Below are 14,851 nucleotides of genomic sequence, written 5' to 3' on the forward strand. Positions count from 1 at the left end.
TGGTGACTCAGTGACCCAACTTAGTGATGTGAGCGTTGACTTAGTGAATCGACGTAGTCGGCGATTTGGGCAACCGCTTGCCTGAGCGCCTCCTCATACGGTCGACGAGAACGCCGACGCATGGCGGGCATGCTGGCTAGTGTCAGTAGTGAGATGATGACGAGGCCGACTGCGTTGCGTGCTCGGTTCAGTCATCTTCGCTGCGCTCTCTGCGCTCCTCGACAAGACTGGTATTATGGGGGCGCAGTCCAATCTAGAGACGGCAATGTGTTCTGTAGGCGTTCTGATGGTGGCTTCGATGACGGTTGCCGTCACCCGGAAGGCTCATGAAGGTCGTACCGTGTCAAGTTGAAAACTCGGTTTGTTTCCGACCATTGGGGGTGTGACGTGTGATTCATGATTGTGTTATTGCTGTCCTATCAAAAATAGTCGGGTCAGCGAGGTGATCCTCATAAACAAGTTAAGCGTGCTTGTCGCCGGCATCTTTTCAGTCCTCGTCCTGAGTGAGGGGGCCAGTAGGAGGTGTCGGTAGTATTAGTATTATGTTGGGCGGTAGAGGTTTTCCTTTGTTGTCAAACTTTGCCCATTTCGCCCCTTTAGGAAGACCTTCTTCGCTCAAGTCAAAACCTTGAGGGAACGAAATCTTCCCTTGATCCTTGAGATCTATGTTAAATGCAGATCCATTAAAGTTAGCTCCTCCCTTAAACGTTGCGCCAGAGAAATTTACTGCTCCAGCAAACGTCACATTAGAGAAGTCTACCGCTCCAACAAATCTCACGCTAGAGAAGTCTGCCTCCCCAATAAAGGATGCTCCTCCATGTGAATCATTGTTGGGAGATTCACATTCCCCTGGAGTGCAAAATAAGCAGCCGAAACTAACTCGTTTATCGAAAACGGATCCTGTGAACCTTATGTCGCAATAAAAGGTGGTTTCGCGAAATTCGGCCTCCTCTGCGAAGTGGGTGCTGCGAAGTAGGTGCTCCATCCAGGGGGCTCTTTTGAATTCTGAGGACGAAAAATAGGCGTAACTCTCGAAGTGAGCGTTATTGAAGTTTGCATACCCCAACTTAGTGAACGAGAAGTCGGCGGTCTCGGAAAATGTAGCTCCATTAAAATCAGCCTCCCCTATGGTAGAGAGACCTGTAAGGCTGCATCTTGACTTTAGGGTCGTTCCTTGGAAATGAATTGAATTGATATGCGCTCCCCCTAACTTAACCTCTTCAACGAGCACAGTTTTATGAATGTCTAGATCAAGGGGAGACCATCGGCCCGGGCTGCTTGTGTAAGGCGTTCTCGTGTGGCTGGATACTACATCCCAAATTGTTGATTCAGTGGCGTAATCTAGTGCGCCGTTTGTTAAGCGATAAGTTCGCAAGTATCCGCATAGAATTTCGACAACGCGTTTATCGTAGTTGACTCCATGCTTTTCGCTTCCGTAGGTATCGGCAACATCGGCCAGCGCATAGATTCCTGCTATGCGAACCTGGGGTGATTTGGATCCTAATTGTTTGACAGCAGCAGTCAGTTGTTTGTCGGCTGCCCCTTCGTTCTGGCGGGCTTCTTCTCGTTCAGTGCTGGCTTGTTCGCGATACTTGATGACAAGGTATCCAACTGCCCCAATTCCGCCGACTGCTGCGAGTGTGGTTGATAGTAGTTCTTTGAAGGTTAGCGATTTTTCGTTCGTCCAGCCGGCAAGAAACCGCCCTCCCCATAGCCAACTCAGTGCTGTGTAACAGGCGATGCTTAGAAGGGTCCAAAACGCAATGGCTAGGAACAAAGACTTCTTGTGTCTTAAAGAGAGGAGGGATGTGACAGTAGCGAGGGTGCTGAAGTAGGATGCCGCGACCCATGCGTTTCTCTCTCGCCATCCGCTGGTCGGCCCAAAATAATAGATGGATGCAAGTATGACCGTAGGGATCGTTACAATAATTATTGTGTCGGTGAGATAAGGGTGTGAGTCGACCCATTTTTTCGATCTTTCCAGAAAATGTTCAATTTTTGTCATTTTTGCCTCTCGTGTTGCTTGGGGTGGTATGTGGGGTTTGTGAGGCATCTGTGTGCGACTGCTTTGTGTAGAGTTGGTGGAAACTGATAGGTAAGTCGTGCTGAATTAGGTGGTGTATAGAGGCTACCAGACAACTAAGTCCTTATGGCCTCAATGGGCTGTCGCGTTGGTTGACCCAGTACAATCAGGGCACGATGACAGACGCTTACACCACGCCCACCGAGCCGCTTGCCGGCCAGGACCCTGCCGTCTCTGGCACATCCGCGGCTCCCTCTACGACGCTGACGTCCCGGCCGCTCGGTGCTCCAGCCCAGCCCACATCCGCCGAACCGGCGGACGTCACGCGCACCCTTACCCTGCCCGAGGACGTCGCTCCGGTGACCCTCCTGGGCGCCCGGGACGAGGTCCTGCGCGCCATCGAGAAGGGCTTCACCGACGTCGACATCCACGTGCGCGGCACCGCCGTCACCGTCTCCGGCCCCGCCGCCCGCGTCGACACGGTCGTCGTCCTGCTCTCCGAGCTCATCGACGTCGCCCGCACCGGCACGCCCCTGACCGCGGACGCCGTTGAGCGCGCCGTCGGCCTGCTGGAGACCTCCGCTCGCCCCACCGAGGTCCTCACCGACGACATCCTCACCTCTCACGGCCGCACCATCCGCCCCAAGTCCCTCGGCCAGAAGGCCTACACCGACGCCATCGAGGAATCCACGATCACCTTCGGTATCGGCCCGGCCGGAACCGGCAAGACCTACCTCGCCATGGCCAAGGCCGTCGACGCCCTGGCCCGCAAGCGCGTCTCGCGCATCATCCTGACCCGCCCCGCCGTCGAGGCCGGCGAGAACCTCGGCTTCCTGCCCGGCAGCCTCACCGACAAGATCGACCCCTACCTGCGGCCCCTCTACGACGCCCTCCACGACATGCTCGAGCCCGAGGCCCTGCCCCGCCTCATGGCCGCCGGCACCATCGAGGTCGCGCCCCTGGCCTACATGCGCGGACGCACCCTCAACGACGCCTTCGTCATCCTCGACGAGGCCCAGAACACCAGCCCCGAGCAGATGAAGATGTTCCTCACCCGCCTCGGCTTCGGCTCGCGCATGGTCGTCACCGGAGACATCTCCCAGGTCGACCTGCCCGGCGGACGCGAGTCCGGCCTCATCGTCGTGCGCAAGATCCTCGCCGGCGTCGAGGGCATCAGCTTCTGCGAGCTCGGATCGGCCGACGTCGTGCGCCACCGCCTCGTGGGCCGCATCATCGAGGCCTACGCCCGCCACGACGCCGAGTCCGCCGCCCAGGCCGCCGCCACCCGACCCGCCGGATCGCCTGGCCGTAGCGGCCGCAACAGCCAGTACCGTCGGGGGAGCAGCAACCGCCCCGCCCGGCCTTACTCGGAGAGGAACCCGCATGACCACTGAGGTCATCAACGAGACCACCACCGTCATCGACGCCGCCGAGTTCGCGGACCTCGCCGACCACGTCCTGACCTCCATGCACGTCAGCCCCGCCGCCGAACTCAACATCATGTTCATCGACCCCGAGCCCATGGAAGAGCTCCACGTGCGCTGGCTCGACCTGCCCGGCCCCACCGACGTCATGAGCTTCCCCATGGACGAGCTACGCCCTGGCTCAGCCGACTCGCCCACCCCCGCCGGGACCCTGGGCGACATCGTCCTGTGCCCGCAGGTCGCCGCCAAGCAGGCCCTGGCCGCCGGGCACTCGGCCGTCGAGGAGATGCTCCTGCTCACCGTCCACGGCATCCTCCACCTCCTGGGCTACGACCACGCCGAGCCCGAGGAGAAGAAGGAGATGTTCGACCTCCAGCGCCGCCTCCTGCTGACCTTCCTGGCCGAGCGCGGCAAGTGAGACCCGCGTGACCGGAATCCCCACCGCCGCTCTCATCGCCTGCGCGGTCATCGTCCTGGCCCTGGGTGCCCTCCTGTCAGCCGGCGAGTCCGCCCTCCTGCGCTTCACCCGCGCCGCCGCCGACGACCTCGTCGAGGAGGGCCGCCGCGGAGCCGCCCGTGTGCGCCACCTCGCCGAGCACCGCACCCGGGTCCTGGCCTCACTCAGCGTCGCCCGCGTCGCCGTCGACATGCTCGCCGCCGTCCTCATCACCCTGGCCGCCTCCGGGCTCGTGCGCGCCTGGTGGCAGGTCCTGGCCCTGGCCCTGCTGGCCAACATCATCCTGCTGGGCGTCGTCGTCGGCTTCTCCCCACGTACCTACGGCCGGCGCAACCCCGCCGGTACCCTGCTTGCCTTGGGCGGCCTGCTCACCTGGGTCGACGTCCTGGCCGTCCCGCAGCGCCGCCTCCTCTCGCGCACCCGCCGCCCCGAGTCCGCTCCCACCGATGCCGAGACCCGCGAGGCCGTCAACGAAGACCTGCGCGAGATGATCGACGAGATCGGCGAGACCGACACCATCGAGGACGAGGACCGCGAGATGATGCGCTCGGTCGTCGAGCTCGGCCAGACCCTCGTGCGCGAGGTCATGGTCCCGCGCACCGACATGGTCACCATCGACGCCCACAAGCCCGCCTCCGCCGCCATGCGCCTATTCATCCGCTCCGGCTACTCACGCGTGCCGGTCATCGGGGAGGACGCCGACGACGTGCGCGGCATCCTCTACCTCAAGGACGTCCTGCGCCGCCTGGCCGCCCACCCCGAGCACGAGGCCCTCGCCGTGGCCGGATTCGTCCGGGAGGCCGAGTACGTCCCCGAGATGAAACCCGCCGACGACCTCCTGCGCGAGATGCAGACCGGCCGCTTCCACATGGCCCTGGCCGTCGACGAGTACGGCGGCACCGCCGGGCTCGTCACCATGGAGGACCTCCTGGAGGAGGTCGTCGGCGAACTCACCGATGAGCACGACCCCGAGCTGCCCGAGGTCGTCGAGGTCGTCCCCGGCACCTACCGTGTCCCCGCCCGCCTCGCCCTGGACGAGCTCGGCGAGCTCTTCGACCTCGAGATCGACGACGACGACGTCGACACCGCCGGCGGCCTGCTCACCAAGGCCATCGGCCGCGTCCCCCTGCCCGGCGCCGCCGGAGACATCCAGGGCGTCCACCTCCTGGCCGAGGAGACCGCCGGGCGCCGCCGCCAGGTGGCCACCATTCTCGCCTCCCGCACACCCGCCCCCGAAGAGGACACCGATGACTGACACCGCCGATCGCACCGAACACACCGCCCCCGCAGCCCGCGACGACCAGCCCCAGGCGCCCGAGGAAGCCGCCGAGGCGCTCTTAGCCGAGCCCCTCGAGATGCCCGAGCCCGGCCCCGCCCCGGCCGGCTTCCGCTTCCCCACGGATGCCGAGCTCATGGACGGCCCCAACCCCCTCACTGATCCCGACGAGGACGACGTCGACGACGAGGACGAGACCGGAGACGAGACTGAGGGCGAGCCCGACGACTCCGACGTCGCCGCCCGGCTGGACGCAGACGGCTTCCCGATCCTGGACGACGAGGACGCCGACTCCGCGCTCGACCCGGCCGAATCGACCCGGGGCGAGATCGTCGTCCCCGACTTCCCGGAGGACTTCCGCGCCGGCTTCGCCTGCATCGTGGGACGCCCCAACGCCGGCAAATCCACCCTCACCAACGCCATGGTCGGCACCAAGATCGCCATCACCTCCGGGCGCCCCCAGACCACCCGCCACAACGTGCGCGGCGTCATCCACAAGGAGAAAGCGCAGATCGTCCTGGTCGACACCCCCGGCCTCCACCGACCCCGCACCCTGCTGGGCAAGCGCCTCAACGACCTGGTGCGCGAGACCCTCACCGACGTCGACGTCGTCGTCTTCTGCATCCCCGCCAACGAGAAGATCGGCCCGGGCGACCGCTTCATCACCCGCGACCTCGCCGAACTGCGCACCCCCGTGGTCGCCGTGGTCACCAAGGCCGACACCGTTACCCGAGAGGCCCTGGCCGCCCAGCTCCTGGCCGTCGACCAGCTGGGGGAGTGGGCCGACATCGTCCCGGTCTCGGCCAAGCGCGACGAGCAGATCGACGTCCTGGAGGAGGTCCTGCTGGGGCACATGCCGCTGTCCCCGCCGCTGTACCCCACGGGCGAGATCACCGACGAACCTCAGCAGGTCATGATCGCCGAGCTCGTGCGCGAGGCCGCCCTGGAGGGCGTGCGCGACGAACTGCCCCACTCCCTGGCCGTCATCGTCGACGAGATCGCCGACCCCGACGATGAACGCGAGGTCGGCCGCATCAAGGGGGTGGGCGGGCGCCTCCAGGTGCGCGTGAGCCTCGTCGTCGAGCGCGACTCCCAGAAGGCCATCGTCATCGGCAAGGGCGGCCGGCGTCTCAAGGAGGTGGGCGTCAACGCCCGTAAGGGCATCGAGAAGCTGCTGGGCCGCAAGGTCTACCTCGACCTGCACGTGCGCACCGCCAAGGACTGGCAGTCCGACCCCAAGGCCCTGGCCCGCCTCGGGTTCTAGGATTCCCGGTTTCCCACAGGGGAGGCCGAGACCCGCCGCCGCTCCTGCGGGAACACCGTGGGCGACGACGGACCGCCATAGGACCCGTCTAACGCTTGCTTAGGACTTAAGTGTCTTGCGGAATGCCAGCGGCTCGTGTTGCGAATCGGTCGCGCACAAAGGGTGTTGTACCGCACACTATGAGTGTCTGATACCGATCCGAGTCTGGAGGCCCACGCATGCCGAACACCGCCGTTCCCAGCCCGCCCCAACGCACTGACGCGCCCACTGAAAGGCGCCGCTGCCCCGATGACCTGTGGCAACTCGGGGAGAAGGCCGTCGCCCGAGCGCGCCGATGGGCTGACGAGTCGGCCTCCGAGCCCACACCCCGCTCGGCCAAGCTCCTGTCCCGTATCCTCGCCGACCCCGACGGCCTGACCTTCACCACCCGCTTTGTCGACGACGTCGTGCGCCCGACGGATCTCGACGTCGCCGGCGACGCCCTCAAGCGCCTGTCCGCAGGCCGCACAGACTTCCTGCCTCCCGCCCTGGCCGGGGCCATGGGCATGGGGTCGACGGCCTCCCGCCTCGCCCCGCGCACGGTCACGGCCATCGCTCGGAGGGTCTTCCGGGAGATCGTCGGCGACCTCGTCGTCGACGCTACCGACAAGAGACTGGGCCCGGCGCTCGCCCGCCTGCGCAAGGGCGGCAACCGCCTCAACGTCAACCTCCTGGGCGAAGCCGTCCTGGGGGAGAAGGAGGCCGCCCGCCGCCTGGCCGAGGTCTCCCGCCTGGTGACCCGCGACGACGTCGACTACGTCTCGGTCAAGGTCTCCGCCGTCACCGGACCGCACAATCCATGGGGCTTCGAGGAGGTTGTCGCCCACGGTGTCCAGGCCTTCCTGCCCCTCTACCGCCTGGCCCGCGACCATGGCACCTTCCTCAACCTGGACATGGAGGACTACAAGGACCTGGACCTGACGATCGCCGTGTTCACCGCGATCCTCGACCAGGAGGACATGCGCGGCTACGAGGCCGGCATCGTCCTGCAGGCCTACCTGCCCGACTCCCTGGGTGCCATGCAGCGCCTCCAGGAGTGGGCCTCCCGGCGCGTGGCCGCGGGCGGTTCGCGCATCAAGGTCCGCGTTGTCAAGGGCGCCAACTTGTCTATGGAGAAGGTCGACGCAGAGATCCACGGCTGGGAGCTGACCACCTGGCCCTCCAAACAGGCCACCGACACCAACTACAAGCGCATGCTCTCCTGGGCGATGACGCCCGAGCGCACCCGCGCGATCCGCCTGGGGGTGGCAGGCCAGAACCTGTTCGACATCGCCTTCGCCTACGAGCTGCGCGCCGCGCGCGGTGTCGAGGACAGCGTCGAGTTCGAGATGCTCTCCGGGATGGCCACCGGTCTGCAAGAGGTCGTGCGCCGCGACACCGGCCACCTGCTGCTCTACGTGCCCGTCGTCGACCCCCACGAGTTCGACGTCGCCATCTCCTACCTGGTGCGCCGCCTGGAGGAAAACGCAGCACCCGAGAACTTCATGTCCGGCGTCTTCGACCTGGCCGCTGACGAGGCGGTCTTCGACCGCGAGCGCGACCGCTTCCTGGCCGCCCTGGCCGATCTCGACCCGGACGCCCCGGTGCCCGAGCCCAACCGCCGCCAGGACCGCCTGGCCGAGCGGGAGGCCGGCGTGCCCGAGGAAACCGGCACCCTGGAGGAGCGCGCACACCGCCGCTTCGTCTCCGAGCCGGACTCCGACCCCGCCCTGGCCGCCAACCGCCAGTGGGCCCGGGACATCGCCGCCGCTATCCCGGACTCCACGCGGGGCATGGCCGAGGTGGAGGCCGGAGCCGCCCGCCTGGCCACGAACGCCGCGGTGGACACCCTCGTGGCCGCCACGGCCGAGGCTGCCGGCGTCTGGCAGTCCCTGGACCCGGCCGAGCGGGCCGCGGCCCTGCACCGGGTCGGCGACGTCCTGGCCGCCCGGCGCGCCGAGCTCATCGAGGTCGCCGGCTCCGAGGCCGGCAAGACCATCGACCAGTCCGACCCGGAGGTCAGCGAGGCCATCGACTTCTGTCACCACTACGCCGAGTCCTCTTTGCTCCTGCACGATAGCGAGCACATGGTCGGGGCGCGCTTCGCCCCGGTGGACGTCACCGTGGTGGCCTCCCCTTGGAACTTCCCGCTGGCCATCCCCACCGGGGGCGTGGCCGCGGCCCTGGCGGCAGGCAGCGCCGTCATCCTCAAGCCCGCCCCGCCCGCGAGGCGCTGCGCGGCCGAGCTCGTGAGCGCTTTCCATGACGCCGGGATCCCCGAGGACCTCGTGGTGCTCGCCCCGCTGGAGGACGGCGACGTCTCGCGCCACCTGGTGACCCACAAGGATGTCGACCGCGTGGTTCTCACCGGCTCCTACGACACCGCCCGCCTCTTCCGCTCCTGGAAGCCGGATATGCACCTGCTGGGGGAGACCAGCGGCAAGAACGCCATCATCGTCACCCCCTCGGCCGACCCCGATATCGCCGTGCGCGACGCCGTCTACTCGGCCTTCGCCCACGCCGGTCAGAAGTGCTCGGCCTCCTCCCTGCTGGTCCTGGTCTCCTCGGCCAGCACCTCCGAGCGCATCGCCCGCCAGCTCGTGGACGCCACCGCCTCCCTGCGGGTGCGCCTGCCGCTGTCCCTGGACTCCCAGATGGGGCCCGTCGTCGTGCCCGACGACGAGAAGGCCGTGCGCGGCCTGACCACCCTGGGATCGGGCGAGCACTGGGTCCTCAAGCCCCGCTACCTGGGGGACGGGCTATGGACGCCCGGCATTCGGGCCGGGGTCGTGCCCGGCAGCGAGTTCCACCTCACCGAGTACTTCGCCCCCGTCATCGGCGTCATGCGCGTGGACACGCTTCAGGAGGCCATCGAGGCGGTCAATGCCGTCGACTACGGGCTCACCTCCGGGCTGCAGACCTTGGACGCCACCGAGCTGGCGATCTGGCTCGAGGGAGTCCAGGCCGGCAACCTCTACGTCAACCGCGGGATCACCGGGGCGATCGTGCGCCGCCAGCCCTTCGGCGGCTGGAAGCGCTCGGCCATCGGCTCCACCACCAAGGCGGGCGGCCCCTCCTACCTGCTGGGGCTGGGGGAGGTCGAGCCCGCCCGCGGCAAGGACAAGGGGGAGCCCGGTGGCCCGGGCGACCAGGGGACCTCTGCCCTCGACCCGCGTGTGGCCAGCCTCTGCGACGCCGTCAGCGGTCAGCTGGACGCCGCCGATCTGGCTGAGCTGCGCCGCGCCATGGTGGCCGACGCCTCCGCCTGGAGAGCCGGTTACGGCGCCAACCGCGACGTGACGGGCCTGGCCTGCGAACGAAACATCCTGCGCTACCGGGCAGTCGACGTCGTCGTGCGCGCCGGGCAGGGAACCGCCCTGGCCGACCTCGTACGCGTCATGGCGGCCGGGGTGCGCGCCAGCGGCTTCATCAGCCTGTCGGTTGCGGACCGGTTGCCCCAGCCGTTGCAGAACGCGCTGCTGGCCGCAGGCGTCCAGGTGGCGGTCGAGGATCAGGGTGCCTGGGACGCCCGCCTGGCCGAGCTGTCCGCCTCCGGCGGACTGGGTACGCGCGTGCGCGTCATAGGTCCGCGTGAGCAGACCTCAGCCGCCCGCTGGAGCCACGCCAGCCGGATCACCGGTGGGAGCCCCGATATCGCCCTGTACACGGGCGCCGTGACGGCCTGCCCGCACTCCGAGCTGCTGCCCTTCCTGCGCGAGCAGGCGGTGGCCATCACCAACCACCGCTTCGGCACCCCTCTCGACCTGGCCGAAGGCCTCCTGTAGGCCGGCCGGCGCCGCGGCGCCGGATCGGGACCGAGTGGTAGAGCCGGTCACCGTGTGGTGCCCTCCCCGTTCCGGGGAGGGCTCCACACGGCTTCCATATCGCAAGGGATCAGGGGGGACGGGACGGAGACAGGACTCAGGCGTCCTGCGGTAACGCCTTGGCTGGATCGGGCATCGTCACCGAGGCGATGCCGGCGAGTCCGTATGCCACGATAGGCACCCGCAGAGCGGTTGTGACGGCGTCGCGGGCGTCGGCCGTGTCCTGAAGGATTCCGAAGAACACTGCCCCGGCAAGAGCGACTCCGAGCACCATACCGATCTGACCGAAGGTGGTCAGGGTGCCGGATGCCGCTCCGGCGTCCTGGGTGGGCACCGACTCAAGCGTGATACTCGTCAGCGGCATGATGAGGGTCATCAGCCCGGCTCCCGTCAGCGCCAGCGGGGCGGTGAGGTCCCAGCCCGTCAGGGACGCTCCGGCGGTCCAGATCGTCCACAAGACCCAGGTCAGCGCAGCTGCTTGCACTAGCCCGCCGAGCAACACGGCCCACTTGCCGATCCGCCTCGTGGCGAGGATCGCCAAGGGCGTGGCCACCATGGAGCCCAGTGCGAAAGGCAGAAGCGTGAGCCCTGCCGCCAATGCGGTGAAGCCGAGTGCGCTCTGAACGTAGTACAGCAGGATGAGCACGTACCCGCCGTTGCCGATCGACGAGAGCACCTGCACCAGTTGTCCGCTCGCAAAGCCTCGATCGCGAAACAGTGGGAGCGGCAGCAGCGGGGATCCGTGAGCCTTGAGCATGCGCCTCTGCTGCCACGCGAATGCGGCGATGACGAGGGGAGCCGCTGTCAGCATGGCCCAGATCCACCATGCCCACCCCGCGGCGCGGCCGTCGGTGAGCGGGAAGACGACCAGGAAGACGCCGAGACCGCCCAGCAGCACCCCGACCAGATCGGGCTTGAGCGGATGTTCCGAACGACTCCTCGGTACGAACAGGAGCGCCGCAGCGACAAGCACGACTCCGACCGGCACGTTGACGAGGAAGATGCTGCGCCAGCCCATACCAAGAAGGTCGGCCGTGACGAGCCAGCCGCCGAGGATCAGTCCCCCGATGGCCCCCAGCGAGCTCAGCGCTCCAATGATGCCCAGGACGGGGGCGCGCTCCTCCGGCGCGAACATCACCTGCACGCTGGAGAGCACCTGGGGCACCATGATCCCGGCGAACCCGCCCTGGAGCACGCGGGCCGCGACGAGCAGGTCGCCTGTCTGCGACAGCGCCGCCCCGAGGGAGGCGAGGGTGAATCCCACGATCCCGATCACGAAGATGCGCCGGTGCCCGAAGATATCGCCCAGCCGTCCGCCCGTGAGAAGCAGCGTCGCGAACGCGATGACGTAACCGGCGAGAGTCCACTCCAGCTGTTCCGGTGTCGCATGGAGGTCCTTGCCGATCGTGGGCAGTGCGACGTTGGTGATCGTCGAGTCCATCAGATCCATGAACGTGGCCACCATGAGCACGGTAGTGGCGACGGCGCGTGACCTTGTGGCGCCTCGGTCCGGGGAGCTTTCCTCGTTCTTCATGCTGTTGTCCTCTCATGACTCTGAAATATGTACGCCGTACACGTTGATCATGAGTACACTGTACGCATGTGTTGTGGTCGGAGCAATCCGATCCCCAGTGGACGAGGAGGGAAAGTGGCGCACACCGATCCGGACGCCCCGCCCAAGTGGGTGCGGTGGCTCTGGGAAGTCAATGCATCCGAAGCGGCGGAAGAACGGGAGGGGGGCAAAGGGCTGGACATCGGCAAGATCGTCCGTGCGGGTGTCGCGCTCGCGGACGATGAAGGTCTGGAAGGCGTGTCGGTGCGCAAGCTCGCCCAGCGTCTGGGCGTGAGCACGATGGCGGCGTATCGGCACATCAGCTCCCGGGACGAGGTCATCGCCGCCATGGTCGATGTCGCCTTCGGACCGCCTCCGGCCCTTTCGGATCTTTCTGAGGACTGGTCGGGCGGACTGCGCCGCTGGGCGCTGGCCGTCTACGCCCGCTATGACGCGCACCCCTGGCTCCTGGACGCCCCGGTCCACGGCATGCCAACCGGGCCGCATCGTCTGCGATGGATGGAAGTAGTCCTTCGGGTGCTCGCCGGTGCGGGGCTCGATCTGCAGGAGCGGCTCAATGCTGCGCTGCTTATCGACGGACATGTGCGCACCGTCGCCGCGCTGAAGCGCTCTCTGGCGACCGCGGTGCACGATGCGCGCCGCGGTGCATCCGCGAACTGGCTCCTGACCCGCCTCGAAGCCGACGGCCTGGCCACCATGGCGCAGGTGCTCAAGGCCGGAGCTCTCGATGATGGGCAGGGGTACGAGCTCGACTACGGCCTCGATCGGATCATCGCTGGAATCGAGGCCGATAGCACCTCAGGTAACGGCCGGTCCGCGGGGTAGAGCGTGAGGGTGGGGGCGGTGCCTCACGTCAGTCGGGGGAACTCCTCAAGGGAGAAAACCGACTCCACGGGCACGTCGAAGTAGCGGGCGATGCGCAGGGCCAGGTGCAGCGAGGGCGCATACTCGCCGCGCTCGAGGTAGCCCACCGTCTGGTAGTGGACGCCGAGTGCCTCGGCGAGCCCGCGGCGGCTCACCCGGCGGTCGGCGCGCAGGACCGCGATCCGGTTGTGGACGACGTCGTCGGACATCGTCACAGGCCGGTCTGGGAACGGATGGTGGACTGCATGCGCGCCAGAGTACCGATCGTCTCCTTGCGGAAGCTGTGCCGCACGACGAACGAGGCCCCTGCGAAGCCGAGAACTGTCCAGGCCGCCAGGACCCCGACGGCGAGCGCCGGGGAGAAGGCTCGCCCCACCTCCCACGAGGGATCGCCCACCAGCGCCCACCGCGTCAGGTGCCCCGACCAGTACGTGGGCAGCGCCAGCTGAACCGCCTGTACCCAGAAGGGGAGTCGGTCCATGGGCATGAAGAAACCGCTCGTTCCGACGAGGGCGAAGATGGGCAGGTAGGAGACCATGAAGCTGTAGACGCCGCGGACGAAGGTGCCCACGAGGAAGCCCAGTGGGGCCGTCGCAACGGCTGACAGCACCATGAGCGGCAGACAGGCCAGTACCTGGGGCGGGCTCAGAGGCAGGGCTTCGACGAACAGAGCCCCGCCGAGAAGAATGGCTCCCTGGAACGCGACGGTCTGAGTGATCGAGGACATCGTCTTACCGATCGCCCACGTCAGTGGGCCGTGGGGGAGAATGCGCACCCGCAGCAGGGCGCCGCCGATGCGGTCGGAGTAGGTCTCGCTGGCGATCTGGAAGGTGATGAAGCAGCTGATCGTGCCGATGCTGCTGGCGAGGAACATGGGGCCGAAGGTCGCGTGGGCCTCGGCGGTCGCCTGGGTGCTCCTGCTGGCCAGCACGATGGCGCTCACGGATGCCAGCAGCGCGATGCTCGTTCCGACAAGGCCCGCTCGCAGGTCCGCGGCGGCCTGGCGACAGGCCGCGCGCAGGACGGCTTGGATGGTGTGGGCGGTCATGCGTGGGTCTCCTCACTGACGAGGGAGAGGTAGGTCTCTTCCAGGGTGGGGCGGGTGATGGTCAGCCCGGTGATGGCGTCGAGGTCGAGCTCCTTGACGAAGCGTTCGGGGCAGTGGGTGGTGTGGACGTGGTGGGCGCCGTCCTGGATCCAGGTGACCTCGGCGCCGCGGTCGAGGCGCTCGCGCAGCGCCGTGACCGTGCCGTCGGCGATGATCCGCCCCTCGTTCATGATGAGCACGCGTGAGGCCAGGTGCTCGGCCTCGGCCAGGTCGTGGGTGGTCATGACGATGGTGGCGTCGTCGTCGACCCGGGCCAGGATGAGATCGTGCAGACGCGCCTTCGAGGCTGGGTCCAGGCCCGTGGTCGGCTCATCCAGGACGAGGAGCTCGGGCGCGGCTATGAGGGCGGCCGCGAAGTCGATGGTGCGTCGCTGCCCGCCGGAGAGCCGAGAAAGTCGGGAGTTGGCCTTCTCGCTGAGCCCGACGGCGTCGAGCACCTCCTCGACGCCGCTCACCCGGTTCGTCGCCGTCAGTTGGACCGAGCGGATCCACTCCAGCTGATCCCTCACCCGCCACTTGGCATGGTCGGTCCAACTCTGCTGCACCAGCCCGACCCGCGCCCAGAAGTCGGCGCCCGCCCGGCGCGGATCGGTGCCGAGCACACGGACCCAGCCGCTCGTCGGCGTCAGCGAACCCAGCAGGTTCTCCACGAGGGTCGTCTTGCCCACGCCGTTGGGGCCGAGCAGGCAGACCACCTCGCCGACCTCGACCGACAGGTCGATGCCACGCAGGACCGGGGCGTCCCCGTAGGAGAACTCGAGGTTCTCCGTCGTGATGACTGGAGGCATCGCACAAACCTTCCTCAGTAGAACAGCAACTGAATGTAGTAGACATACTACATTATGGTGTTGGTGTTCGGTAGATCGAGGAACGTGCTGCGTGGTTGATCGCCTCGGAGTTTGTCTCATACTGCGGTCCCGCGTGGTCGCCTTACCTGACGACGGGGCGTCATCGGGGTAGGGTCTACGTCGTGCGAGCGACTCCACGGCCTCAGGCCTGGCAGCGGGCAAGCCTCCTGCT

11 protein-coding genes are annotated in these 14,851 nt (G+C 66.8%); 6 read left to right on the forward strand and 5 right to left on the reverse strand.

All coding sequences use genetic code 11. The features are described from left to right. Nucleotides 1-487: 487 nt before the first annotated feature. Nucleotides 488-2,053: a pentapeptide repeat-containing protein gene (locus FK256_RS05580; RefSeq protein ID WP_141424001.1), complete on the reverse strand. Its 1,566-nt coding sequence runs from the start codon at nt 2,051-2,053 to the stop codon at nt 488-490. 146 nt (nt 2,054-2,199) lie between these two features. On the opposite strand from FK256_RS05580, the gene FK256_RS05585 reads away from it, so the two are divergent. From FK256_RS05585 to FK256_RS05605, 5 genes are all read left to right on the forward strand, one after another. After that, entirely contained in the window at nt 2,200-3,417 is a 1,218-nt protein-coding gene (locus FK256_RS05585) for a PhoH family protein (protein WP_211343527.1), read from the forward strand. After that, nucleotides 3,407-3,865: an rRNA maturation RNase YbeY gene (gene ybeY / locus FK256_RS05590; RefSeq protein ID WP_021607846.1), complete on the forward strand. Its 459-nt coding sequence runs from the start codon at nt 3,407-3,409 to the stop codon at nt 3,863-3,865. Before FK256_RS05585 ends, ybeY begins: the two co-directional genes overlap by 11 nt. Before the next feature lie 7 nt (nt 3,866-3,872). Then, a complete protein-coding gene (locus tag FK256_RS05595) occupies nt 3,873-5,159 on the forward strand; it encodes a hemolysin family protein (protein WP_141424002.1) in 1,287 nt (428 codons plus the stop codon). Beyond that, entirely contained in the window at nt 5,152-6,444 is a 1,293-nt protein-coding gene (gene era, locus FK256_RS05600) for a GTPase Era (RefSeq protein ID WP_141424003.1), read from the forward strand. The genes FK256_RS05595 and era overlap by 8 nt, the downstream gene beginning before the upstream one ends. 218 nt (nt 6,445-6,662) lie before the next feature. Further along, nucleotides 6,663-10,247, forward strand: coding sequence for a proline dehydrogenase family protein (locus tag FK256_RS05605; RefSeq protein ID WP_141424004.1), 3,585 nt, complete (start codon nt 6,663-6,665; stop codon nt 10,245-10,247). A 136-nt stretch (nt 10,248-10,383) separates the two neighbouring features. On the opposite strand, the gene FK256_RS05610 is transcribed toward FK256_RS05605, so the two are convergent. Continuing rightward, on the reverse strand, nt 10,384-11,820 hold the full coding sequence (locus FK256_RS05610; RefSeq protein WP_141424005.1) for an MFS transporter: 1,437 nt from the start codon (nt 11,818-11,820) through the stop codon (nt 10,384-10,386). 114 nt (nt 11,821-11,934) lie between these two features. On the opposite strand from FK256_RS05610, the gene FK256_RS05615 reads away from it, so the two are divergent. After that, the gene (locus FK256_RS05615) at nt 11,935-12,684 is read left to right on the forward strand and encodes a TetR/AcrR family transcriptional regulator (RefSeq protein WP_141424006.1); all 750 of its coding nucleotides are present in this window, start codon (nt 11,935-11,937) and stop codon (nt 12,682-12,684) included. 23 nt (nt 12,685-12,707) lie between these two features. On the opposite strand, the gene FK256_RS05620 is transcribed toward FK256_RS05615, so the two are convergent. The 3 genes from FK256_RS05620 to FK256_RS05630 are packed head-to-tail and all read right to left on the reverse strand — an operon-like array spanning nt 12,708 to nt 14,619. Then, nucleotides 12,708-12,932 (reverse strand): helix-turn-helix transcriptional regulator, encoded by a 225-nt coding sequence (locus FK256_RS05620; protein ID WP_009233909.1) that lies wholly within the window; start codon nt 12,930-12,932, stop codon nt 12,708-12,710. Between the two features lie 2 nt (nt 12,933-12,934). Then, complete coding sequence (locus FK256_RS05625; RefSeq protein WP_141424007.1) at nt 12,935-13,771, reverse strand: ABC transporter permease; 837 nt, start codon at nt 13,769-13,771, stop codon at nt 12,935-12,937. Next, on the reverse strand, nt 13,768-14,619 hold the full coding sequence (locus tag FK256_RS05630; protein ID WP_141424008.1) for an ABC transporter ATP-binding protein: 852 nt from the start codon (nt 14,617-14,619) through the stop codon (nt 13,768-13,770). Before FK256_RS05630 ends, FK256_RS05625 begins: the two co-directional genes overlap by 4 nt. Nucleotides 14,620-14,851 lie beyond the last annotated feature (232 nt).

The sequence above is a fragment of the Actinomyces johnsonii genome, assembly GCF_006546835.1.
Lineage (GTDB): Bacteria > Actinomycetota > Actinomycetes > Actinomycetales > Actinomycetaceae > Actinomyces > Actinomyces johnsonii.

Excerpts from the sequence above, each read along its gene's own strand:
- ybeY (WP_021607846.1), top strand. The coding sequence starts at position 3,407 with ATGACCACTGAGGTCATCAACGAGACCACCACCGTCATCGACGCCGCC.
- era (WP_141424003.1), top strand. The coding sequence starts at position 5,152 with ATGACTGACACCGCCGATCGCACCGAACACACCGCCCCCGCAGCCCGC.
- FK256_RS05580 (WP_141424001.1), bottom strand. The coding sequence starts at position 2,053 with ATGCCTCACAAACCCCACATACCACCCCAAGCAACACGAGAGGCAAAA.
- FK256_RS05605 (WP_141424004.1), top strand. The coding sequence starts at position 6,663 with ATGCCGAACACCGCCGTTCCCAGCCCGCCCCAACGCACTGACGCGCCC.
- FK256_RS05620 (WP_009233909.1), bottom strand. The coding sequence starts at position 12,932 with ATGTCCGACGACGTCGTCCACAACCGGATCGCGGTCCTGCGCGCCGAC.
- FK256_RS05585 (WP_211343527.1), top strand. The coding sequence starts at position 2,200 with ATGACAGACGCTTACACCACGCCCACCGAGCCGCTTGCCGGCCAGGAC.
- FK256_RS05630 (WP_141424008.1), bottom strand. The coding sequence starts at position 14,619 with ATGCCTCCAGTCATCACGACGGAGAACCTCGAGTTCTCCTACGGGGAC.
- FK256_RS05625 (WP_141424007.1), bottom strand. The coding sequence starts at position 13,771 with ATGACCGCCCACACCATCCAAGCCGTCCTGCGCGCGGCCTGTCGCCAG.
- FK256_RS05610 (WP_141424005.1), bottom strand. The coding sequence starts at position 11,820 with ATGAAGAACGAGGAAAGCTCCCCGGACCGAGGCGCCACAAGGTCACGC.